Annotated in this window: 22 protein-coding genes; 16 read left to right on the top strand and 6 right to left on the bottom strand. The window is 59.1% G+C overall.

Features of this window, described 5'->3' with window-relative positions; translation table 11 throughout:
* Window positions 1-16 precede the first annotated feature (16 nt).
* The 6 genes from WIF35_RS06435 to WIF35_RS06410 form a co-directional block, all read right to left on the bottom strand.
* Window positions 17-1,639 carry an ArnT family glycosyltransferase gene (locus WIF35_RS06435; protein ID WP_412480737.1) on the bottom strand — a complete coding sequence of 541 codons (1,623 nt, stop codon included), beginning with the start codon at window positions 1,637-1,639 and terminating at the stop codon, window positions 17-19.
* A gap of 78 nt (window positions 1,640-1,717) precedes the next feature.
* Complete coding sequence (gene rpmE, locus WIF35_RS06430) at window positions 1,718-1,942, bottom strand: 50S ribosomal protein L31 (RefSeq protein WP_412480736.1); 225 nt, start codon at window positions 1,940-1,942, stop codon at window positions 1,718-1,720.
* Window positions 1,943-2,227: 285 nt separating this feature from the next.
* The gene (gene rho, locus WIF35_RS06425) at window positions 2,228-3,487 is read right to left on the bottom strand and encodes a transcription termination factor Rho (RefSeq protein ID WP_412480735.1); all 1,260 of its coding nucleotides are present in this window, start codon (window positions 3,485-3,487) and stop codon (window positions 2,228-2,230) included.
* Between the two features lie 158 nt (window positions 3,488-3,645).
* The gene (gene trxA / locus WIF35_RS06420; RefSeq protein ID WP_412480734.1) at window positions 3,646-3,972 is read right to left on the bottom strand and encodes a thioredoxin TrxA; all 327 of its coding nucleotides are present in this window, start codon (window positions 3,970-3,972) and stop codon (window positions 3,646-3,648) included.
* A 114-nt stretch (window positions 3,973-4,086) separates the two neighbouring features.
* Entirely contained in the window at window positions 4,087-4,689 is a 603-nt protein-coding gene (locus WIF35_RS06415; RefSeq protein ID WP_412480733.1) for a response regulator transcription factor, read from the bottom strand.
* Window positions 4,686-6,659, bottom strand: coding sequence for a PAS domain S-box protein (locus tag WIF35_RS06410; protein WP_412480732.1), 1,974 nt, complete (start codon window positions 6,657-6,659; stop codon window positions 4,686-4,688). Before WIF35_RS06410 ends, WIF35_RS06415 begins: the two co-directional genes overlap by 4 nt.
* Before the next feature lie 157 nt (window positions 6,660-6,816).
* Here WIF35_RS06410 and WIF35_RS06405 point away from each other — a divergent pair, with 157 nt between their 5' ends.
* From WIF35_RS06405 to hflX, 16 genes are all read left to right on the top strand, one after another.
* Window positions 6,817-8,166: a dicarboxylate/amino acid:cation symporter gene (locus WIF35_RS06405; protein ID WP_412480731.1), complete on the top strand. Its 1,350-nt coding sequence runs from the start codon at window positions 6,817-6,819 to the stop codon at window positions 8,164-8,166.
* A 148-nt stretch (window positions 8,167-8,314) separates the two neighbouring features.
* Window positions 8,315-9,319, top strand: a complete 1,005-nt coding sequence (locus WIF35_RS06400; RefSeq protein WP_412480730.1) for a TRAP transporter substrate-binding protein — start codon at window positions 8,315-8,317, stop codon at window positions 9,317-9,319.
* A gap of 67 nt (window positions 9,320-9,386) precedes the next feature.
* Window positions 9,387-10,169, top strand: coding sequence for a TRAP transporter small permease (locus WIF35_RS06395; protein ID WP_412480729.1), 783 nt, complete (start codon window positions 9,387-9,389; stop codon window positions 10,167-10,169).
* Window positions 10,166-11,449 (top strand): TRAP transporter large permease, encoded by a 1,284-nt coding sequence (locus WIF35_RS06390; RefSeq protein WP_412480728.1) that lies wholly within the window; start codon window positions 10,166-10,168, stop codon window positions 11,447-11,449. Before WIF35_RS06395 ends, WIF35_RS06390 begins: the two co-directional genes overlap by 4 nt.
* Before the next feature lie 108 nt (window positions 11,450-11,557).
* Window positions 11,558-12,226: a hypothetical protein gene (locus WIF35_RS06385; protein ID WP_412480727.1), complete on the top strand. Its 669-nt coding sequence runs from the start codon at window positions 11,558-11,560 to the stop codon at window positions 12,224-12,226.
* A gap of 91 nt (window positions 12,227-12,317) precedes the next feature.
* Entirely contained in the window at window positions 12,318-12,746 is a 429-nt protein-coding gene (gene ndk / locus WIF35_RS06380; RefSeq protein WP_412480726.1) for a nucleoside-diphosphate kinase, read from the top strand.
* 22 nt (window positions 12,747-12,768) lie between these two features.
* Complete coding sequence (gene rlmN / locus WIF35_RS06375; RefSeq protein WP_412480725.1) at window positions 12,769-13,863, top strand: 23S rRNA (adenine(2503)-C(2))-methyltransferase RlmN; 1,095 nt, start codon at window positions 12,769-12,771, stop codon at window positions 13,861-13,863.
* Between the two features lie 53 nt (window positions 13,864-13,916).
* Window positions 13,917-14,666, top strand: coding sequence for a type IV pilus biogenesis/stability protein PilW (gene pilW / locus WIF35_RS06370; RefSeq protein ID WP_412480724.1), 750 nt, complete (start codon window positions 13,917-13,919; stop codon window positions 14,664-14,666).
* On the top strand, window positions 14,663-15,592 hold the full coding sequence (locus WIF35_RS06365) for a helix-turn-helix domain-containing protein (RefSeq protein WP_412480723.1): 930 nt from the start codon (window positions 14,663-14,665) through the stop codon (window positions 15,590-15,592). Before pilW ends, WIF35_RS06365 begins: the two co-directional genes overlap by 4 nt.
* Window positions 15,593-15,595: 3 nt before the next feature.
* Complete coding sequence (ispG, locus tag WIF35_RS06360) at window positions 15,596-16,825, top strand: flavodoxin-dependent (E)-4-hydroxy-3-methylbut-2-enyl-diphosphate synthase (RefSeq protein WP_412480722.1); 1,230 nt, start codon at window positions 15,596-15,598, stop codon at window positions 16,823-16,825.
* Entirely contained in the window at window positions 16,822-18,111 is a 1,290-nt protein-coding gene (hisS, locus tag WIF35_RS06355) for a histidine--tRNA ligase (protein ID WP_412480721.1), read from the top strand. The genes ispG and hisS overlap by 4 nt, the downstream gene beginning before the upstream one ends.
* Before the next feature lie 5 nt (window positions 18,112-18,116).
* Complete coding sequence (locus WIF35_RS06350; RefSeq protein ID WP_412480720.1) at window positions 18,117-18,755, top strand: YfgM family protein; 639 nt, start codon at window positions 18,117-18,119, stop codon at window positions 18,753-18,755.
* Window positions 18,752-19,918 (top strand): outer membrane protein assembly factor BamB, encoded by a 1,167-nt coding sequence (gene bamB, locus WIF35_RS06345; RefSeq protein ID WP_412480719.1) that lies wholly within the window; start codon window positions 18,752-18,754, stop codon window positions 19,916-19,918. The genes WIF35_RS06350 and bamB overlap by 4 nt, the downstream gene beginning before the upstream one ends.
* Window positions 19,915-21,243, top strand: a complete 1,329-nt coding sequence (gene der, locus WIF35_RS06340) for a ribosome biogenesis GTPase Der (RefSeq protein ID WP_412480718.1) — start codon at window positions 19,915-19,917, stop codon at window positions 21,241-21,243. Before bamB ends, der begins: the two co-directional genes overlap by 4 nt.
* 81 nt (window positions 21,244-21,324) lie before the next feature.
* On the top strand, window positions 21,325-21,561 hold the full coding sequence (hfq, locus tag WIF35_RS06335; protein WP_011288708.1) for an RNA chaperone Hfq: 237 nt from the start codon (window positions 21,325-21,327) through the stop codon (window positions 21,559-21,561).
* 63 nt (window positions 21,562-21,624) lie between these two features.
* The gene (gene hflX / locus WIF35_RS06330; protein ID WP_412480717.1) at window positions 21,625-22,779 is read left to right on the top strand and encodes a GTPase HflX; all 1,155 of its coding nucleotides are present in this window, start codon (window positions 21,625-21,627) and stop codon (window positions 22,777-22,779) included.
* The last annotated feature ends 1 nt before the right edge of the window (window position 22,780 follow it).

Raw genomic sequence — 22,780 nt, 5'->3', positions numbered from 1 at the left:
TGAGTCCCCGCCTCGATTACCGCCGATAGAGGCGGAATTTTTCCTTGCGGTCGCCCGGACGGCTGCCTTCCCAGATCTTGTTCCAGTTGCCGTTCGGTGAGGCGAGTTCGCGCCGGCTGTCGCCGAAAACGAGCAGCCAGTTGCAGGCGCGGCCGGCTTCGGAATTCTCCATCACCGGTTCGATACCGACGAAGTAGGCCAGCGAGGCGCGTTGCGTATCGTTCAGGCCGCGTTCGGCCAGGCAGCCGTGACCTTCCGGCAGGGCTTGAGCGATGGCTTGTGCGACCGGACGATAACTCTTGCCATAGTCGAACCAGGGCAGGCCCAGCGTGGTCAGCAGTAGCCACAGCGTGGTGAAACCCATGGTCCAGTGCGTCAGGCTGCGGTAGGGCGAGCGCGGGGCGGTGACAATCAGCCAGATCCACCAGGCGGTCGCAGCAATACCGATGCTCAGTGCCAGGAAATCGACGTGGCCGACGAAACCGGGGCGCAAGACGACCACGCGCTGTGCCAACTTGGTCGGCCAGCCAAGCGCCATGGCTGACCAGCAGATCCAGACGAAAACCGCGAAAACGCTGAAGGTCATCATCGCGAACCAATCGAAGGCGTTGGCCATGCCACGACGCAAGGTCAGGGCGCCCGGCGTGGCAAGCAGCGCAATGGGCGGTAGCAGCAGCAGGGCGGGGATTTCGCGGACGCGGAAGGTCCAGGCGAGTAGCAGCAAGGTAATGCCGAAAAGCGCTAAGGGCAGCAACTGGCTGCTTTCGATGCATTTCTGGCGGCGTGTCCACAGGGTCCAAAGCGCTAGCGGCAGGGCCGGGAAGGCGAACCACGGCACCATGGCGAGGAAACCGAACAGGCCGGAGAAGACGAACGGTGTCTTGAACGGCGCAAATTCGGTGGCTAGCCAGGCGTGGAAACGAGCCGGTTCAAGCCCATAAAGCAAAATTGGCCAAGGGAGGCAGAACAGCAAGGCGATGGCGAAAGCGATGGCCAACGTAATCAGGCCTTGGCGACGGTCCGGCGCCAGCCACCAGGCAAGCGGCGCAAGCAGCAACAAGGGCAGCGTCGTGGCGATGCCGGTGCCAAGAAAACAGGCGGCAATGGAAAGGCCGTAGAAAATGCCGGTCAGTCTGGGTTTGCGGCCGATGGTGGCGAGCGCGCCAAGAGCGCCGCCGTAGGCGGCAACGGCAATCAGCATCGGCTGGGCATCGTGGGCATGGAAGACCAGACCAGCGCAGCCGGCGAGCAGCATGGGGGCGGCGGCGGCATCTTCCTGGCCGTAGAGTTCGCGGCCGGCGTAATAGAGACCCATCAGGGCCAGCGTTACCCAGAGGGCGCTGGCGAAGCGGATGGCTTCGTGCAGGGGCAGCAGTCCGCCGAGCAGGAAGCCGGTCAGCGAGGCGCTCCAGTAATAGAGCGGCGGCTCGTTGAAGGGGCGGCCGGCCAGATCGGGCGACAGCCAGTCGCCGTAATGTAGCATGTGCCAGGCCGTACCGATGTGGATGGCGTCCTCGCCCTTCCACGGGTCGCGCCCGAACAGCCCGGCCAGCACGTAGAAGGCGAGCATGGCGGCGAGCATCCAGCCGGCCGGCGGCAGGCGGATACCGTTACGGAGTCGGGCGATCAGTTCGGACATTGGGAAACTGTGAAAGACCTGGGGCAGAAATGAAAAAGGCAGCCAACGGGCTGCCCTTTAGCATGAAGCCGAAGCCGATCAGGCAGCAGCCTTGCCGCGCATGGCGCCGAACTTCTGGTTGAACTTCTCAACGCGACCGGCGGTGTCGACGATCTTCTGCTTACCGGTGTAGAACGGGTGGCAGGCGGAGCAGACTTCAATGTGGAAGGCGTCCTTGGTCATGGTCGACTTGGTGGTGAACACGTTGCCGCAGGAGCAGGTCACCTGGATTTCTTTGTAATTCGGGTGGATATCGGCTTTCATCTTTCGTCCTTTAAACAAGCGACCGGCGGATGTGGCCGATCTGGGAAGCCGCATATTATCGTCGAATAGTTCTTTCGGTGCAACGGTTTTTTAGGGGTTTGTGTTTGATTTCGTGGTTGTTTTTGCAACTGTTTTCGGTGCGAATTTCGACACCGGGGCCCGGCCTGTTTTTTGGCCTTTTGGGGCGGTGCACCGCAGCAGTCAACTTTTGCAGGCGATGGCACAGGGTAGAAAACAAAAGGGCCGGTTTCCCGACCCTTTTCGATCCAGCAAGGCGGCGGAGAATCAGCCGCGACGCATGGCGTCGAAGAATTCCGCGTTGCCCTTGGTGGACTTGACCTTGTCGAGCAGGAATTCCATCGCTTCGAGGTCGTCCATCGGGTAGCACAGCTTGCGCAGCACCCACATCTTTTGCAGCACGTCCGGCTTGAGCAGCAACTCTTCGCGGCGGGTGCCGGAGCGGTTGACGTTGACCGCCGGATACATGCGCTTCTCGGCCATGCGGCGGTCGAGATGGATTTCGGAGTTACCGGTGCCCTTGAATTCTTCGTAGATCACTTCGTCCATACGCGAGCCGGTGTCGATCAGCGCGGTGGCGAGGATGGTCAGCGAGCCGCCCTCCTCGATGTTGCGCGCGGCACCGAAGAAGCGCTTGGGCTTCTGCAGGGCGTTGGCGTCGACACCGCCGGTCAGCACTTTGCCGGAGGCCGGCTGCACCGTGTTGTAGGCGCGGGCGAGGCGGGTGATGGAGTCGAGCAGGATGACCACATCCTTCTTGTGTTCGACCAGGCGCTTGGCCTTCTCGATGACCATTTCAGCGACGGCGACGTGGCGGGTGGCCGGTTCGTCGAAGGTGGAGGCGACAACCTCGCCCTTGACGGTGCGGGTCATCTCGGTCACTTCTTCCGGGCGCTCGTCGATGAGCAGAACGATCAGCACGACTTCCGGATGGTTGGCCGTGATGGCATGGGCGATGTTCTGCAGCATCACGGTCTTGCCGGACTTCGGCGGGGCAACCAGCAGGCCGCGCTGGCCGCAGCCGATCGGGGCGATCATGTCGATGACGCGGCTGGTGATGTTCTCGTCGGACTTGATTTCGCGTTCGAGCTTGAGGTGACGCGTCGGGTGCAGCGGCGTCAGGTTCTCGAACATGATCTTGTTCTTGTTGGCTTCCGGCGGGAAACCGTTGATCGACTCGAGCTTGGTCAGTGCGACGTAGCGCTCGCCATCCTTGGGGGTACGGATTTCACCTTCGATGGTGTCGCCGGTGCGCAGGTTGAAGCGGCGGACCTGCGACGGGGAGACGTAAATGTCGTCCGGGTTGGCCAGGTAGGACGTGTCGGCCGAGCGCAGGAAGCCGAAGCCGTCGGGCAGGACTTCCAGCGTGCCGTCGCCGTAAATGGTGTCGCCGTTCTTGGCCTTGGCCTTGAGAACGGCGTAGATCAGCTCCTGCTTGCGCATCCGGTTGGCATTCTCGATGCCGAGGTCGGTGGCCATGTCCAGCAGTTTGCTGACGTGTAATGTCTTGAGTTCGGAAAGTTGCATGTGGGAATGGATGGCGCCGGATGGAATACGGGAACGGACCCGCAATGTTGGGCGCAAATTTACAGGGAGCTAGGGGAGGGATATAGACGCTGGACAGCTTTTCTGTCGCGTCTGCCTGAAGGCGCAGGACGCACCCTCAGGCCGGGAGACTACGGAGATTACAGGTTGCTGTCAATAAAGGCAGCGAGTTGCGACTTGGACAGGGCGCCGACCTTGGTGGCTTCGACATTGCCGTTCTTGAACAGCATTAGGGTCGGAATGCCGCGAATGCCGTACTTGGCCGGGGTCGCCTGGTTGTCGTCGATGTTGACCTTGGTCACTTTCAGCTTGCCGGCGTACTCGTTGGCGATTTCGTCGAGGATGGGAGCGATCATCTTGCAGGGGCCGCACCACTCTGCCCAGTAGTCGACGAGAACCGGTTGCTGCGCCTGCAGCACTTCGGCTTCGAAAGTGTCGTCGGTTACGTAATGAATATGCTCGCTCATGATTTCCTCAAAGAAAGGGAAGTACGAATGGGGTAGAAGGGATTAAGTTCCAACGCGTTGGGCGTCTATCGTTTTTGGGGGAATGCTAGCGAAAATTGCCGCCTTAGGGAAGCATCAGGCATTGTTTTTAAGCAGGTTGGCCAGCTCGACGGCAGTCTTTACATGCATCTTGTCGAAAAGGTTGGCGCGATGCACTTCGACGGTGCGCATGCTGATGTTCAACTCGTCGGCGATCACCTTGTTGAATTTGCCGGCCAGGACCAGTTCCATGATCTGCCGCTCGCGGCTGGTCAGCGTGGCCAGTCGGGCCTTCAGCGAATCGACGGAAGCGTTGGCAGCGCGTTGTTGCACGTCGTGGGCCAGGGCTTCCTCGATGCGGTTGACCAGGTCGTTGTCGTTGAGGGGTTTTTCGAAGAAATCGAAAGCACCTTTCTTCAGCGTTTGCACGGCCAGCGGAACGTCGCCGTGGCCGGTCAGGAAAATCACCGGCAGGGTGGACTGGCGTTCGCGCAACTGATCGAAACAGTCGAGACCGCTCATGCCGGACATGCGCATGTCGAGCACCACGCAGCCGCTCATCGCCGGCGACCAGGCGGCGAGGAAACTCTCAGCCGAGTCGTAGGTGGCGTAGGGCAGGTTGCGCGATTTCAGCAACCACGACAGGGCGTCGCGAATCGCTTCGTCGTCATCGACCAAGTGCGCTTGCGGCTGGCTCATTCGGCATCCACGGGTAGCGAGAAAGTGAATATCGTACCGCGTCCGTTCGGCGATGCGCTATTGTCTTCGGCCCATAGCCGGCCGCGGTGGAATTCGACAATGGAGCGGCAGATCGACAGGCCAACGCCCATGCCCTCCGGCTTGGTGGTGAAAAATGCGGTAAACAGGCGGTCGCGGATTTCTGGAGCGATGCCGCAGCCGTTGTCGGCAACGCTGACGCGCAATTCGGCGTCGTCAAGTCGGCAATCGAGACGTAGCAGGCGATCGCTTTCTCGCGTTTCAGCCATGGCCTCCATGCCGTTGCGGATCAGGTTGAGCAATACCTGCTCGAGCATCAGGCGGTCGGCAGGAATCGGCGGCAGGTCAGGCAGGTTGCATTCGATGCGGATACGGCGCTTGCGCGCCTCGGACTCGACAAAACCTATGCAATCCTCGATCACCTCGCGCAGATCGCACGGCGCGCGCTTGGGTTCGCTCTTACGCACGAAGTCGTGTACGCGGCGAATGATTTTGCCGGCGCGTTGCGCCTGAACGCCCACTTTTTCCAGCGCGGGTTGCAGGTCGTCGGGCTTGGCCTGCCCGGTTTTCAGGAGATTCAGGCAGCCGGTGTTGTAACTGGCGATGGCGGCCAAGGGTTGGTTCAACTCATGCGCCAGGGTGGAGGCCATTTCGCCCATGGTGACGAGGCGCGAGGTGAATTGCAGTTGTTCCTGTTGCTGGCGGGCAAGTTCTTCGGCGCGTTTGCGTTCAGTGATATCGAGGACGGAGGCCATCCAGCCGGTATGTTGACCGTTGCCATCGATCAGCTTGGCCTCATAGACCAGGGCTTGGAAGCGTTCGCCATTCTTGCGCTTGAAGGTGATCTCGAAACCATCGGGGGGGGCCTCGCCGGCCATGACCTCCTGGTGGCGGGCATAGGTTTCGTCCAGTTGCTCGGGGGCCCAATAGGGCATGGGCGGTGATTGGCCGACCAGCTCATCGGGGGAAAAACCAGTCATGCGACAGAATGCGGGGTTGACGTAAATGACCTTGCCCTTCAGATCACGTGCTCGCATGCCGACCGTGAGCGAATCTTCCATCGCGGCGCGGAAGGCGTGCTCGGCGCGCAGGGCCTCTTCAGCCTGGCTTCGCTTGCGCATCAGGTCGCGCACCAGCCAGAGGCTCCAAAAGACGCCAGCGCCGAGTAGGACGATGGCGACGATCAGTGTACGTTGCAGCGAGTTGTCCGGGCCGCGATAGCTGGTGACGCGTAGCATCAGGCCTTGTCCCGGAGGGTCGAACGGTATTTCGTAGGTCTGATTGCTCTTGCCTTCGATCCGTGTGTTGCTGGCGTAGCGAACGTCGTTGTCGTCGGTGATCTCGACCATGTATTTTTCGGCGAACCACCATGGCACCTGGTTGGAGAGCAGAGTATCCAGGGGATAGACGGCGACCAGCATCCCGCCTTTCTGTAACGGAATCAGCAGTTCGACGAAGGCTCGCTTGCCTTCAAGCAGAAAGGGTTTGCTGTAGGTGCGTTTGCCCAGGCGCCGGGCAATTTCAAAGGCTTCTTCGGTCACTACAGGGCCGAAACTGCGTAGCGCTTCGTCGGGCAAGGCGGTGGATGGTAGGGCATCAATGATGTGCTGTGCCTCGTCGAACCATATGATTTGAGCGATTTCCGGAGAATTTTTCAGCATGTGGGTGGCACGCAACCGGAACAGTTTCTGGGGTTCCGGCAGGTTGCCCATATCGAGTACCAACTGTTGCAACTGTTCTTCGTTACCGCTCAAATGGAATTGAAGGTTCTGTTCAAGCCACAGCACGTCCTTGATCAGGGCGTTCCGCTCTTCCTCAACTTCGTTGTAGTGCAGCAGGCCAAGCAGGGAAAGCATGGCAAGCAGCAACAGGACGATGCCGTACTTGGGCAGGGCGAGTAGCCAGCGCAAACGGCGGGATTGGTTGGGACTGGGTTGGGGTATTTCAATCATCGGGCGATGGTACCTCAGCAAAATCCGCCGGAGTCCATTGCGGCTTTCCACAATTCGGATAGCCACAATATCCCGGACTCTCCCTTGTGACGATACTGCCGCCCCAATCCCGGCATTGGGTGTGCCGGCACGATTTCACCGCAAAGGAGTTGGCTGTATGGCAAAGAGGGCGATTTTCAAGAGCCTCTATTTCCAGGTGCTGGTGGCGATTGCCATCGGCGTCGGATTGGGGCATTTCTATCCGTCGGTCGGCGCCGACATGAAACCGCTGGGCGATGCTTTCATCAAGCTGATCAAGATGATCATCGCGCCGATCATCTTCTGCACCATCGTCGTCGGTATCGCCGGTATGGAAGACATGAAGAAGGTGGGCAAGACCGGCGGCTACGCCGTGTTGTATTTCGAAGTTGTCAGCACCATCGCGTTGATCATCGGCCTGGTCGTGGTCAATGTCTGGCAGCCGGGTGCTGGCATGAACGTCGATCCGGCTTCCCTGGATACCAAGGGGATCGCCAAGTACGCGGCACCCGGCCAGATGCAGTCGACCACCGAATTCCTGATCAACATCATCCCGACCAGCGTGGTCGATGCCTTTGCCAAGGGCGACATGCTGCAGGTGCTGTTCTTCTCGGTGCTCTTCGGATATGCACTGCATGCCTTCGGTGAGCGCGGCAAGCCGGTGTTCGAATTGGTCGAAAAACTTTCACACATCCTGTTCGCCATCGTCGGTGTCATCATGAAGGTCGCTCCGATTGGTGCATTCGGCGCCATGGCCTACACCATCGGCAAGCACGGTGTCGGTAGCCTGGCGCAACTGGCAAACCTGATGGGAGCCTTCTACCTGACCTGCGTTGTTTTCATTTTTGGTGTGCTGGGAACGATTGCTGCGGTGCACGGCTTCTCGGTGTGGAAATTGATCAAGTACATCAAGGAAGAACTGTTCCTAGTCCTGGGTACCTCGTCGTCCGAATCCGCCTTGCCGCGCCTGATGGCCAAGATGGAGAATGCCGGTGCGCAGAAGTCGGTTGTCGGTCTGGTCGTACCGACCGGTTATTCCTTCAACCTCGATGGAACCTCGATCTACCTGACGATGGCTGCGGTCTTCATCGCGCAGGCCACCAACACGCCGCTCGATCTGCAGCACCAGATCACGCTGCTGGTCATCTTGCTGCTGACGTCGAAAGGCGCCGCGGGGGTGACCGGGTCCGGCTTTATCGTGCTGGCAGCGACCTTGTCCGCCGTCGGGACGGTGCCGGTCGCCGGTCTGGCTTTGATTCTCGGCATTGACCGCTTCATGTCGGAAGCGCGGGCGTTGACCAATTTCATCGGCAATAGCGTGGCTACTCTGGTCGTGGCCAAATGGTGCAAGGCACTGGATGTCGAAAAGATGAACGCCGTGCTCAATGACGAAACGCCTGATGAGGCCGATCGTCCCGAACTGGTGCTGGATGACGCACCGGAAGTGATGATCCCGCACGCTCCGCGTCCCCAGGTCGAACACCATTGACCTGAATTTGACGGGGTAATGCTGTATAACCGCCGGCGAGTCCGGCGGTTTTTTTTGTGGAAAACCACAATACGTTGCGATTACATCTTTCGTAATAATTTCTACAACCGCTAATTTGCTGTGCGGTTCGTCTACCTGGAGGAGAAAAATGAAACTATCCAAGCTTGCCGTCGCCTTGTTCGCCGGCACACTATCGCTTGCGGCATTTGCCCAGCAGCCCATCGTCATCAAGTTCAGTCACGTGGTGGCGGCCGATACGCCCAAGGGCAAGGCCGCTGAAATGTTTGCCAAGAAGGCGGCGGAATTGACCAAGGGCAAGGTTAAGGTTGAGGTTTATCCCAACTCGACGCTTTACAAGGACAAGGAAGAAATGGAAGCGCTGCAGTTGGGCGCCGTTCAGATGCTGGCCCCGTCGCTGGCCAAGTTCGGTCCGCTCGGCGTCAAGGAGTTCGAAGTCTTCGACCTGCCCTTCATCTTCGCTAGCTACGACGATCTGCGCAAGGTGACCAATGGTGCCGTCGGCAAGCAATTGCTGGCCAAGCTGGAGCCGAAGGGTATCCGTGGGCTGGCCTACTGGGACAACGGTTTCAAGTCCTTCTCGGCCAATTCGCCGATCAAGACGCCGGCTGACCTGAAGGGCAAGAAGATGCGCATCCAGTCTTCCAAGGTGCTTGAGGAGCAGATGCGTTCCCTGGGCTCCATGCCCCAGGTGATGGCTTTCTCCGAGGTCTATCAGGCACTTCAGACCGGTGTGGTCGATGGTACCGAGAACCCGATCTCCAATCTCTATACCCAGAAGATGCATGAAGTGCAGAAGCATCTGACCCTGACCGAGCACGGTTATCTGGGCTATGCCGTCATCGTTAACAAGAAATTCTGGGATGGTTTGCCGACTGATGTGCGCGCTCAACTGGAAGACGCGATGGAGCAATCCACTCGCTACGCCAACCAGATCGCCAAGGTCGAGAACGATAGCTCGCTGGATGCCGTGAAGAAGAGCGGCAAGACCACCGTCTACGTGCCGACCAAGGAAGAGCGCCTTGCCTTCAAGAAGGCGCTGGTACCGGTGCATCAGAAGATGGAAGGCCGTGTTGGCAAGGAAATCATCCAGGCTGTTTATAAAGACATCGGCTTCAAGCCGGACAGCCTCTGATTTTCCCGGGTAATCGGGGAAATCTCAGCGGGGGCTGCGGCCCCCGCGTTTTTGTGGGGAAATTATCATGATCAATCGGGTGCTTAATCACCTCGAAGAGTTGCTGGTCACCTTCCTGATGGGGGCGGCTACGCTGATCATCTTCATCTCGGTCGCCCACCGCTATCTGGCGGGGGTTGAAATTCCAGGTCTGCAGGATTGGCTGCTCGGCCTGAATTTCAGCTGGGCGCAGGAACTGTGCATCATCATGTTTGTCTGGATGGCCAAGTTTGGCGCCGCTTACGGCGTGCGCACCGGCATCCACGTGGGCGTCGATGTGCTGATCAATCGCCTGGACGACAAGATGCGCGGCAAATTCATCGTATTCGGCTTGCTGGCCGGTGCGACTTTTACCGGCATCATCGCTACGCTGGGTGCGACTTTCGTCTGGGAAAACGGCGCACACTACGCCATCTACAATTTCCTCGGCATCCCGTTGGGGGATTTGTACGAAGGGCCGATCACGCCCGATCTCGAATGGCCTACGTGGATTGTCTATAGCGCGATCCCGCTGGGGTCCTCGCTGATGTGCTTCCGCTTCCTGCAAGTGACTTGGGGCTTCGTGAAAACCGGGGAGTTGCCGCACCACGATCATGGTCACGTCGATGGCCTGGAAGATGAAGAAAAGCTGCCGGTCGATGTCGATGTCTATGGTATGGGCGATAACCTGCACATGCATGACTTGAAGCATGCACAGATCGGTGAGCGTCGCAGCGGCAACGATCGACGCGAGGAGTCTGCCGGAGTGGCGGATGAGCGGCGGGTAGCCGAACGTCGTCAAGGCGATGACAAGCAAGGAGGCCAGCAATGAACGCTCTGGTAATTTTCTCGCTGCTGGCAGTCCTGATGCTGACCGGCATGCCGATTTCGATTTCGCTTGGTCTGACCGTACTGACTTTCCTGTTCACAATGACGCAGGTGCCGCTGGAATCGGTGGCGCTCAAATTGTTCACCGGGATCGAGAAGTTCGAGATCATGGCTATCCCGTTCTTCATCCTGGCCGGCAATTTCCTGACCCATGGCGGCGTGGCGAAGCGGATGATCAATTTCGCCACGGCGATGGTTGGTCACTGGTATGGCGGTCTCGGTTTGGCTGGCGTACTGGCTTGTGCCTTGTTTGCTGCGGTGTCCGGTTCCAGTCCGGCGACCGTGGTGGCGATCGGCTCCATCCTGTTGCCGGCCATGGTCAAGGCGGGCTTTCCGAACCGCTTCGGCGCGGGTGTCATTTCGACCTCGGGTGCGCTCGGCATCCTGATCCCGCCATCCATCGTCATGGTGATGTACTCGGTGGCGACCAATACCTCGGTCGGTGCCTTGTTCATGGCCGGGGTGATTCCAGGTTTGGCGCTTGCTGCCACGCTCGGTGGTGTGACCTGGTATCGCGCGCGCAAGTTCGACTATCCACGCCAGCCAAAGGCTTCCTGGGCTGAGCGCTGGGCTGCTTTCCGCAAATCGGTCTGGGGGTTGTTCCTGATCGTCGTCGTGATGGGCGGGATCTACACCGGCATCTTCACGCCGACCGAAGCAGCGGCCATGTCTGCGGTGTACGCCTTCATCGTGGCAGTTTTCATCTATCGGGACATGGGCTTGAAGGATGTGCCGAAGGTGCTGCTGAACTCGGCCAACATGTCGGCGATGCTGCTGTATATCATCACCAACGCGGTGCTCTTCTCCTTCATCATGACCAACGAGAACATCCCGCAGGCTCTGGCTGACTGGATGCTGGGCAATGGTCTTGGCGTCATTACCTTCCTGCTGGCGGTGAATATCATCCTGTTGCTGGCCGGTAACTTCATGGAGCCCTCCTCGATCGTTTTGATCTTCGCGCCCATCCTGTTCCCGGTCGCCGTGCAGTTGGGTATCCATCCGGTGCATTTCGGCATCCTGATGGTGGTGAACATGGAGGTTGGCATGTGCCACCCGCCGGTCGGTCTGAACCTCTATGTCGCATCCGGTATTACCAAGATGGGCATTACGGAACTGACGGTCGCTGTCTGGCCGTGGCTCCTGTCCATGCTGGGCTTCCTTGTCGTGGTGACCTATTGGCCGGATCTTTCCCTCTGGCTGCCGCGTCAGCTCGGCATGCTGTAAATTTGAGTTTGCTCACGCTCTTGAAGCCCCGGCTGGTCCGGGGCTTTTTCGTTGGGTGGGTCGCGGTGTGGCACAATCGCAGGCCGTTTCCCCATATTCACTGCCTTCATGAAACTTGCCCTGTCGATCCTTGCATTGATCGTTCTCGCTCTGCTACTGCCGTTTTTGCTGCCTGATTTGGGCAAGCAGTCAGGTGTCGATCCAAATGCCAATCTGCCTTGGCAGATAGAGCTGGATGGCCATGGGGGGAGTCGTGTATTCGGTGTTTCGCCGGGAACGAGTTTGTTGGGCGATGTTCGTGACCGTCTGGGTGGCGATCTCGAGGTGGCGATCATTGCCGCGCCGGACGAAGTGGGGACGATCGAAGCCTATGTCTCGCAGGTCTTGCTCGGTTTTGTTCAGGCCAGGGTGATCATTACCGTCGATGCCTCGCCGGCCGTGGTGACGGCAATGCGTGAGCGAGCCCTGAAGGCTGAGCATATGGAAAGCACGACACGCAAGATTCGCTTGCATCCGGATGACCTGGCGTCGGTCTATCGCATGCCGGTCAAGGCATTGAGCGTGATTCCTTCGGTCAATCTTGACGAAGCGACTGTCATCCAGCGTTTCGGCCAGCCCGAAGAGCGTCTGCCGGTTTCGGAGAAGCGGGTTCATCTGCTCTATCCGGCCAAGGGGCTTGATGTCATTGTCGATGCCGATGGCAAGGAATTGCTCCAATATGTCGCTCCACGCGATTTCGCATTGTTACGCGAGCCGTTGAAAGCCGAGACGAAGTAGCAAAACTGCCAGCAGGTAAGACGGCGCAGATGCTTTGCTTCTGCTAAAATGTCCCGTTTTTCAACTGACTAGCATTTCTCGGAGCAAGCAAATGGCTATCGAACGCACCCTTTCCATCATCAAGCCGGACGCCGTCAAAAAGAACGTTATCGGCCAGATCTACTCCCGTTTTGAAAACGCCGGCCTGAAGGTCATCGCTGCCCGCATGACCTGGCTGTCCGCCCAGGAAGCCGGCCAGTTCTACGCTGTGCACAAAGAGCGTCCCTTCTTCAAGGATCTGGTCGAATTCATGACCTCGGGTCCGGTCATGATCCAGTGCCTGGAAGGTGAGAACGCTATCGCCAAGAACCGCGAACTGATGGGCGCCACCGATCCGAAGAAGGCCGACAAGGGCACCATCCGCGCCGATTTCGCCGAGTCGATCGACGCCAACGCTGTGCACGGTTCCGACGCTCCGGAAACCGCTGCCGTGGAAATTGCCTTCTTCTTCCCGGGGATGAACACCTACAGCGGCCGTTAATTCTCTGCCGAAGTAGTAAGCGATGACCGTCAATCTGCTGGATTTCGATGCCGAAGGCCTGACCGCCTGGTTTGCCGAGCAGGGCGAAAAGCCCTTCCGGGCGCGCCAGGTGTTGCGCTGGATGCATCGATCCGGCGTGGCGGACTTCGATGCCATGACCGACATCGCCAAGAGCCTGCGTGAAAAGCTCAAGGCGAGGGCGGTCGTGGTGCCACCTGCCGTCGTGTCGGACAAGCTTTCCGACGACGGTACGCGCAAGTTTCTGATCGATGTCGGCAATGGCAATGCCGTGGAAACGGTATTCATTCCCGAGGACGACCGGGGCACGCTGTGCGTTTCCACGCAAGCCGGTTGCGCACTTGACTGCGCTTTCTGTTCGACCGGCAAACAAGGTTTCAACCGCAACCTGACGGTGGCCGAGATTATCGGCCAGCTATGGCGGGCCAATCAGGCCCTGGGTGCGGTGCACGGTGACGAAAGGGTGATTTCCAACGTCGTCATGATGGGCATGGGCGAGCCGCTGGCCAATTTCGACAACACGATCGCCGCCTTGCGTCTGATGCTCGATGACAACGCCTATGGCTTGTCGCGACGCCGCGTGACCGTGTCGACCTCTGGTTTGGTACCGGCCATGGATCGTCTGCGCGAGGAGTGTCCGGTGGCGTTGGCCGTTTCGTTGCACGCGCCGAACGACAAGCTGCGCGACGAGCTGGTGCCGATCAACCAGAAGTATCCCTTGAAGGAGTTGATGGCTGCCTGCCAGCGGTATCTGGAAAATGCGCCGCGCGATTTCATCACCTTCGAGTACACAATGATCGACGGCATCAACGATACCGATGCCCATGCTCGTGAGTTGCTGGCATTGGTCAAGCATGTGCCGTGCAAATTCAACCTGATTCCTTTCAATCCGTTCCCGGGGTCGCCGTTCAAGCGTTCTCCGGCGGAACGGGTGCGCCGCTTTGCCGATATCCTGATGCAAGCGGGCATCGTCACCACGACGCGCAAGACGCGCGGTGACGATATCGACGCAGCCTGCGGTCAATTGGCCGGGCAGGTCAAGGACAAAACAAAACGTACTGCTGGACGAGTTATTCCCCTGACGGAGGCTAGGCCGTGAAAGTGTTTTCACTGAAGCATCGGATTGCAGCTTTATGTTTGACCGCGTGTTGCGTGTTGCTGGCTAACGCCCAGCAACGGGGTTATTCCTATCCGGTGCCGAGCGACAATCAGGCAGGGGCCACCGACCCGCGCAACCGGGCAAAAATACATACCGAGCTCGGGGCCATGTATTTCCAGGCTGGCAATATGGCCGTTGCCTTGGATGAACTCCGCATCGCGCTCGGTATCGATTCCGGTTATTACCCAGCCTATAGCGTCCGTGGTCTGGTTCATACCTCGTTGAAAGAGTACGGCAAGGCAGAGGAAGATTTTCAGCGGGCATTGAGCATGGCGCCGGGTGATCCCGAAGTGAACAACAACTATGGCTGGTTCCTCTGCGAAACGGGTAAGGAACGCCAGTCGATCGTGTATTTCCTGAACGCCCTGAAGAGTCCGCTTTACGAGACCCCCGATCGTGCCTATACGAATGCCGGCACCTGTGCCTTGAAGGCTGGTGATCTTGAGGGGGCTCAGTCTTATTTGCTGAAGGCGATTCAGTTGTCGCGCGATGGGGCCGTGGTAGCCCGTTTCCAGTTGGCTCGCTTGTTTTATCGGCGCAATATTCTCGAAGAGGCGCGGGTCTATCTGAACGAGGCAGCGAAGATGATGGAGCCGCCTTCGGCCGAAGCAATCTGGCTTGGTTTGCGGATAGAGCGCAAGCTGGGTAACAAGGTCGCTGAGGGCAGCTATGCTTCCCAGTTGCGGAGTCGCTACCCCAGTTCTCCCGAATATCAGGAATTTCTCAAAGGTAATTTCGAATGATGGATCGCGAGGAACAGGGGAGCGAATTGCCCGCCGATTCTACTGTTGCAATCGAAATGCCGGCGGTGGGTACGCAATTGCGTGAAGCCCGCGAGGCCTTGGGTTTAAAGGTTTCCGATATCGCCAAGACCCTCAAGCTGGGGCAGCGCCAGGTTGAGGCGCTGGAAAATGGTCAGTGGGATGGTTTGCCCGGGGCAACCTTTATCCGGGGTTTCGTCCGTAACTATGCGCGCTTGGTTCAACTTGATCCCAGCCTGCTTGTGGCGCAACTTGATCCGATATTGGTCAAGCCGGTCGATACCCTGACGGTGCCGCGGGTGCAGCCAGCCGATATGCCACAGTTCGGCGGCGGTCCTGCTCGGCGTGATCGCCTTGTTGTTGCCATTGGGTTGCTCGCGGTTTTGCTGGCATCGGCTCTTTACTTCTTGTTGCCAAATGACCTCGCCGCGTTGCGAACCGATGTGCAGTCCTTGCTTGACTCCATGGCGCGCAAGGAAGAACCGGCAGCGCCGTCTTCCTCTGTGGCGCAAAGCGAACCGGTGCTACCGCCTGGAGCTACGCCCCAGCAAGTGCTTAATCCGCAGGCGGTCACCCCAGGCGAGACTCCTGCCCCAGCCGCACCCTCGGCATCGCCGTCGAATGTGGCGGCCGCAGCTACCTCTGCTCCATCGCTCCCCTCTGGTGTGGTTGATGGACAAATGCGCTTGGTGGCGGATAAGGAAGCCTGGGTCGAAGTGCGTGATCGCGAAAACAAGGTGGTTTTCTCGCAGCGCCTGGCCGCAGGGGCGGAGCAGATTGTCGGTGGTCAGGGGCCGCTGTCGGTGGTTATCGGTTATGCGCCCGGCGTTCGCCTGTTCTGGCGTGGTCAGAGTATCGATCTGACGCCGCATTCGCGTGGCGATGTGGCTCGACTGGTATTGGAGTAAGCAGTGTCTGCAGTAACGAAGCGAGTGACGCGACAGACGTCGATTGGTCACGTCATTCTGGGCGGTAAGTCGCCTGTTGTCATCCAGTCGATGACCAATACCGATACCGCCGATTATCTGGCGACGGCCATTCAATGTGCCGAACTGGCGCGTGCCGGATCGGAACTGGTCCGCATCACGGTCAATTCCCCTGAAGCCGCAGCCGCTGTGCCGAAGATTCGCGAGCATCTGGACAAGATGAATTGCGACGTGCCGCTGATTGGCGACTTTCATTACAACGGGCATCGTCTGCTGACCGAACATCCGGCCTGTGCCGAAGTCCTGGCCAAGTACCGAATCAATCCGGGTAATGTCGGGTTCGGCAAGAAGAAGGACGAGCAGTTCGCCCAGATGGTCGAATTGGCCTGCAAATACGACAAGCCGGTTCGCATTGGCGTCAACTGGGGCAGCCTCGACCAGGATCTGCTGGCACGGATTATGGACGAAAACTCGCGTGCACCGCAGCCGTTGGATGCGACCGAGATGATGCGCCATGCCATGGTGACCTCGGCGCTGGAATCGGCGGCCAAGGCTGAGGAAGTGGGACTGGCCGGCGACAAGATCATCCTGTCGTGTAAGGTCTCTAGCGTGCAGGACCTGATCGCGATTTACCGCGAACTGGCGCGTCGCGCCGACTATGCCTTGCACCTCGGACTGACCGAGGCGGGCATGGGCTCCAAGGGCATAGTGGCGTCGACGGCGGCGCTCGCCGTGCTGTTGCAGGAAGGTATCGGCGACACCATTCGTGTCTCCTTGACGCCGGAACCGGGCGGTTCGCGCACGCAGGAGGTGATTGTCGCTCAGGAAATCCTGCAGACCATGGGCTTGCGGGCGTTTACACCGATGGTGGCGGCCTGCCCCGGCTGTGGCCGCACAACCTCGACCTTTTTCCAGGAACTGGCCGGCGAGGTGCAGGACTTTGTCCGCGCCCGTATGCCGGAATGGCGCCTGCATTACGACGGTGCCGAGAACATGACGCTCGCTGTCATGGGTTGCATCGTCAACGGACCAGGCGAGTCGAAGCACGCCAATATCGGCATCTCTCTGCCGGGGACCGGTGAAGCGCCATCGGCACCGGTCTATGAGGACGGTGTCAAGACGGTGACGCTGAAGGGCGAAAATATCGCCGCCGAATTCAAGGACATCATCGAGCGCTACGTCCAGCGCACCTACAAGAAGAAGTTGCAAGCATGAGTCAGACCCTCCAGTCCGTGCGCGGGATGAACGACATCCTGCCGGATGAAGCCGAATTCTGGGAATTGTTCGAGGACACCGTTCGCTCGTGGCTGAAGAGCTACGGCTATCGTCCGATCCGCATGCCCATCGTCGAACCGACGCCGCTGTTCAAGCGTGCCATCGGTGAGGTGACCGACATCGTCGAGAAGGAAATGTATTCGTTCGAGGATAGCCTGAACGGCGAGCAACTGACCTTGCGCCCCGAAGGAACTGCAGGTTGCGTGCGGGCGGTGATCCAGCACAACCTGGCCGCCCAGCAGCCGCGCCGCCTCTATTACATTGGCCAGATGTTCCGCCACGAGCGTCCACAGAAAGGACGCTATCGCCAGTTTCATCAGGTTGGCGTCGAGTCTTTCGGCTTTACCGGCCCGGATATCGATGCCGAAATGATCCTGATGGGCGCGCGTCTGTGGGCCGACCTCGGGCTTGATGGCATCGAACTGCAGATCAATAGCCTGGGGCAGCCGGATGAACGCGCCCAGCACCGCGCCGCGCTAATTGCCTATTTCGAAGAGCGGGCCGAACTGCTCGACGAGGATGCCAAGCGCCGTTTGTACACCAACCCACTGCGCATTCTGGATACCAAGAATCCGGCCATGCAGGAGATGTGCGCGGCTGCGCCCAAGCTGATCGACTACCTCGGCCCGGAGTCGCTGGCGCATTTCGAAGGTGTGCAGCGCGTGTTGCGCGATGCCGGCGTGCCATTCACGATCAATCCGCGACTAGTGCGCGGTCTTGATTACTACAACCTGACCGTCTTCGAGTGGGTAACCGACAAACTGGGTGCCCAGGGAACGGTTTGCGCCGGCGGTCGTTACGACGGACTGGTCGAGCAATTGGGCGGCAAATCGACGCCTGCCTGCGGTTTTGCCATGGGCGTGGAGCGCTTGGTAGCGCTGATCCGCGAATCGGGTGGCGAGCCCGCTGCGCCCGCGCCCGACGTCTATCTGGTGCATCAGGGCGACGATGCCTCGCGCCTGGCTTTCCGCGTGGCAGAAGGTTTGCGCGATCAGGGTATCGACGTGTTGCTGCATTGCGGTGGCGGTTCCTTTAAGTCGCAAATGAAAAAAGCCGATGCCAGCGGTGCCACCTTTGCCGTGATCATTGGCGACGATGAGGCGGCGACCGGTGAAGCGCAATTGAAGCCCCTGCGCGAAGGCAGTGGCGAGCAGAAAAAAATGAAGGTGGATGGGCTGGCTGAGGCTATCATCGGCCAATTGATCGATTTGGAAGAAGAGGAATAAGCAGCATGGCGCACTACGACCTCGAGGAACAGGAACAGCTCGATTCCCTGAAAACCTGGTGGAAGATGTACGGCAACCTGGTGACTGGCCTAGTCAGCGTGGCCGCGGTTGCGGTGGTTGGCTGGCAGGGCTGGAACTGGTATCAGGGTGGCCAATCGGCCAAGGCTTCCGCGATCTACGGTGTGCTGGAACAGGCGGTCGCTATCGGCGATGCGCAGAAGGTCAAGGCTGCGGCCGGGGAATTGGCCGAGAAGTTTGGCGGCACGCAATACGCTGCGCTGGGGGCCATGTTGGCTGCCAAGCAATCGTTCGAGGCGGGCGATCTGAAGACGGCCAAGGCGCAACTGACTTGGGCGGCAGATAACGCCAAGGACGAGTTGAAGGATTTGTCGCGCTTGCGTCTGGCCGCCATCCAGCTTGATGAAAAGGCATACGACGAAGCGATGAAGCAACTTGAGGCCGCTCATGTTTCGACCTTCGATGCACGTTTCCTGGAAATGAAAGGTGATGTCTTGTCCGCTCAGGGCAAGAAGGTGGAGGCACGCCAAGCGTACAAGGCGGCAATGGAAAAGAGCGGTGATAAGCCGGGTGCGGGGCGCGAGTTGTTGCAGCAGAAGCTCGATAGCCTCGGAGATGCCGCATGAAAAATCTTCGCCTGCTTCCCCTGTTGGCTGCCGGCAGTCTAGCGCTGTCCGGTTGCACGACCATTTCCAATGCCGTCGATGCAATCAACCCGTTCAGCAGTTCGGCCCCGAAAATGACGCCTTTGCAGCCGTTCACCGCAGCAGTCGACCTGAAGACGGTGTGGAATGCCGGTGTTGGCAAAGCGGGTGATTATGTTTTCCAGCCGGCCGTGGTTGGCGATGCTGTATACGCTGCAGGGCAGGATGGGGTGATCCGGAAATTCGTCGATGGCAAGCAGGTTTGGAAGATCGACGCCGGGCAGCCGTTATCGGCCGGTGTGGGGGCCAACGAGCGCCTGCTCGCGGTGGGTACCGCCAAGGGCGACGTGCTGACTTTTGCCACCAGTGACGGGAAGCCGATCTGGCGTGCCAAGGTATCCAGCGAGGTGCTGTCGGTTCCGGCGGTCGGCGACGAAGGTGTCGCTGTGCGCAGCGGTGACAATCGTATCTTTCTGTTCGATATCAACGACGGTGGTCGCAAGTGGTTGTATCAGCGCCCGATTTCCAGCCTTTCCATTCGCGGTGCCGGAGCTCCGATCTTTGCCGATCGTTATGTGTTCGCCGGCTTCCCGGGGGGGAAGCTGATTGCGCTGGCACTGAACAATGGTGCCCCGGTCTGGGAAGGTACCGTATCGCAACCCAAGGGGGCGACCGAGGTCGACCGCGTGGCCGATATCGTCGCCTCGCCGGCAGTTGATGGTCGGCAAATTTGTGCCGTCGCCTTCCAAGGTCGTATTGCCTGTTTCGATCTTGGGCAGGGCGGGGCCATGATCTGGTCGCGTGATCTTTCGTCGGCCACCGGTTTGGCGTTGGATGGCCGTTATCTGTTCGTTACCGACGAGAAGGGTGTGGTTTACGGCCTCGATCGTCTCTCAGGTAGCGGCCTGTGGAAGCAGGACAAGTTGAAAAACCGCCGAGTCGGTGCGCCTATCGTTCGTCGCGGTCAGGTGATCGTGGCTGACGGTGAGGGCATCATCCACTTCCTGTCGCGTGAAGACGGCAGCTTCCTGGCGCGCCAGAAAACCGACGGTTCAGCGGTCAAGGCACCGTTGCAGGCGTTGGGTAGCAGCAGCGTTCTGGTTCAAACCAGCGGCGGCACAGTGGCCGCCATCGAGAGTCAATGAAACCTACCCTAGTTTTGGTCGGCCGCCCCAATGTCGGCAAGTCCACTCTGTTCAACCGGCTGACCAAATCGCGCGACGCCATCGTTGCCGACATGCCGGGCCTTACGCGCGATCGTCACTATGGACATGGCAAGGTTGGCCGCAAGCCATATCTGGTGGTCGATACCGGCGGCTTCGAGCCGCTGGTCAAGGACGGTATCCTGCATGAAATGGCCCGCCAGACCGAGCAGGCGATCGCCGAGGCTGATGCGGTTGTTTTCGTGGTCGATGCACGTACCGGTTTGACGCCACATGACAAGGAAATCGCCAACAAGCTTCGGCGCCTCGATCGTCCGGTCTTTGTTGCAGTCAACAAGGCTGAAGGCCTCAATCGTGGCATGGTCGAGGCGGAGTTTCACGAGTTGGGCCTGGGAGAACCGCATGCCATTTCAGCTTCGCATGGCGAAGGCGTGCGCGGCCTGGTCGAAATGGCCCTGGATAAATTCCCAGACCCCGAAGAGGAAGAAGAGAAATCCGATATCCTCAAGGTGGCGATCGTCGGCCGTCCGAATGTCGGCAAGTCGACGCTGATCAATACCCTGCTCGGGGAAGAGCGCGTCATTGCCTTCGACGCACCGGGTACGACCCGTGATTCGATCGAGATCGATTTCGAGCGCGATGGCAAGAAATACGTGCTGGTCGATACGGCTGGCATGCGCAAGCGCGGCAAGATTTTCGAAGCCATCGAAAAGTTCTCGGTGGTCAAGACCCTGCAGGCTATCGAGGACGCCAATGTCGTGATCCTGATGGTCGATGCCCAGGCGGATGTATCCGACCAGGATGCGCATATCGCCGACTTTATCGTTGAGTCGGGGCGAGCCCTCGTGGTGGCGGTCAATAAATGGGATGGCTTGGACGGCTACGTACGCGAGCAGACCCGCCAGACCCTGCAACGCAAACTGAAATTCCTCGATTTCGCCAAATTCCACTTCATCTCGGCACGCGAGAATGTCGGCCTGAAGAATCTGTTCAAGTCAGTCGATGCTGCTTATGCCGCGGCGATGACCAAGCTGTCCACGCCGCGTCTGACTCGCGTGCTGGCCGATGCCATCGCCAAGCAGGCGCCGGCCAAACATGGTGTCTTCCGCCCGAAGCCGCGCTACGCCCACCAGGGGGGCTCCAATCCGCCGATCATTGTCATTCACGGCAACGCGGTGGATCAGATCACCAACAGCTATCGACGCTACCTGGAACATACATTCCGCGAAGCCTTCCGTCTGCAGGGGACGCCTTTGCGCATTCAATTTGTCACGTCGAAGAATCCGTTCGCCGACAAGGACAAGTAGGGAGTTCGCAAATTTCTTGGCGTGTGCCGGGAAATTTGGGTACATTAGGACACTCATAACAACACACATGGAGTCCACACCATGAGCAACAAAGGGCAACTTCTACAAGACCCCTTCCTCAACGCGCTGCGCCGTGAGCACGTTCCGGTTTCGATCTATCTGGTCAACGGCATCAAACTGCAGGGTCAGGTCGAGTCTTTCGATCAATACGTCGTTCTGCTGAAGAATACGGTCACCCAAATGGTGTACAAGCATGCCATTTCGACCGTGGTGCCGGCCCGCCCGGTTAACCTGCAGCAGGAACAGGCCGCGGAATAGCCACCGTTTCCGGATTGCGCCGGTCGACATGGCCGGCATTTTCCTCCAATTTCGGAGTAGCAAATGATTGAACGACCCGCCGCCGGAGAACGTGCGGTGATCGTTCAGCTTGACTTCGGGCAGCCCGACCTGGAGGATGAGCTGGAGGAGGTCCGCCTGCTGGCCGAGTCGGCTGGCGGCATTGTCGCAGCCGAAGTGTATGGTCGGCGCCAAAGCCCGGACCCGAAAACCTTTGCCGGCAAGGGTAAGGTAGAGGAAATTCGCGCCATGGTTGGGGCAGGAGAGGCCGATCTGGTCATCTTCAATCATGAGTTGTCGCCTGCGCAGGAACGCAACCTCGAGCGCGAACTGAAATGCCGGGTCATCGACCGAACCAGCCTGATTCTCGACATCTTTGCCTTGCGTGCATCAAGCGCCGAGGGGAAGCTGCAGGTCGAACTGGCTCAACTGGAGCATTTGTCCACTCGCCTGGTTCGGGGGTGGACGCACTTGGAGCGCCAACGCGGTGGTATCGGCCTGCGTGGTCCCGGTGAGACGCAGTTGGAAACCGACCGGCGTTTGCTCGGTAATCGCGTCAAGCTGCTCAAGGAGCGACTGGCCAAGCTTTCCCGTCAGCGTGGTGTGCAGCGTAGAGCGCGCATGCGCGGCGACGTTCTGAATGTCTCCTTGGTCGGCTATACCAACGCCGGCAAGTCAACATTGTTCAATGCCCTGACTCATGCCGGAGTCTATGCCGCCAACCAATTGTTCGCGACCCTGGATACGACCTCGCGCAAGCTGTGGATCGAAGGTGGCGGCAACATCGTGATCTCCGATACCGTCGGTTTTATCCGGGCGCTACCGCACTCTCTGGTCGATGCCTTCCATGCGACGCTCGAAGCTGCGACCGATGCTGATCTGCTATTGCATGTCGTAGATAGCGCCAGCCATGCACGCGACGAACAGATTGCGGAGGTGGGCAAGGTGCTGGAAGAGATTGAGGCTGACCGAGTGCCGCAACTGATTGTTTGGAACAAGATCGACCTGACCGAGGCCGGTCCGGGAATCGAGCGGGATGAGTATGGTAAAATCAGCCGCGTTCGAGTGAGTGCGCGTACCGGGGATGGCCTGGAACTTCTGCGTGCTGCTCTGGCCGAATATGCTCAAGCAAAGGCAGAAGCACGCCGCAAGGCAATCGCTGCTGCCGAATTGGCAGCTCAACACGACCACATCGACTGAA

The sequence above is a fragment of the Azonexus sp. IMCC34839 genome, assembly GCF_047047955.1.
Classification (GTDB): Bacteria; Pseudomonadota; Gammaproteobacteria; order Burkholderiales; family Rhodocyclaceae; genus Azonexus.
Note: the sequence above shows the minus strand (reverse complement) of the source record. Positions and strands in the feature narration are given on the sequence as shown.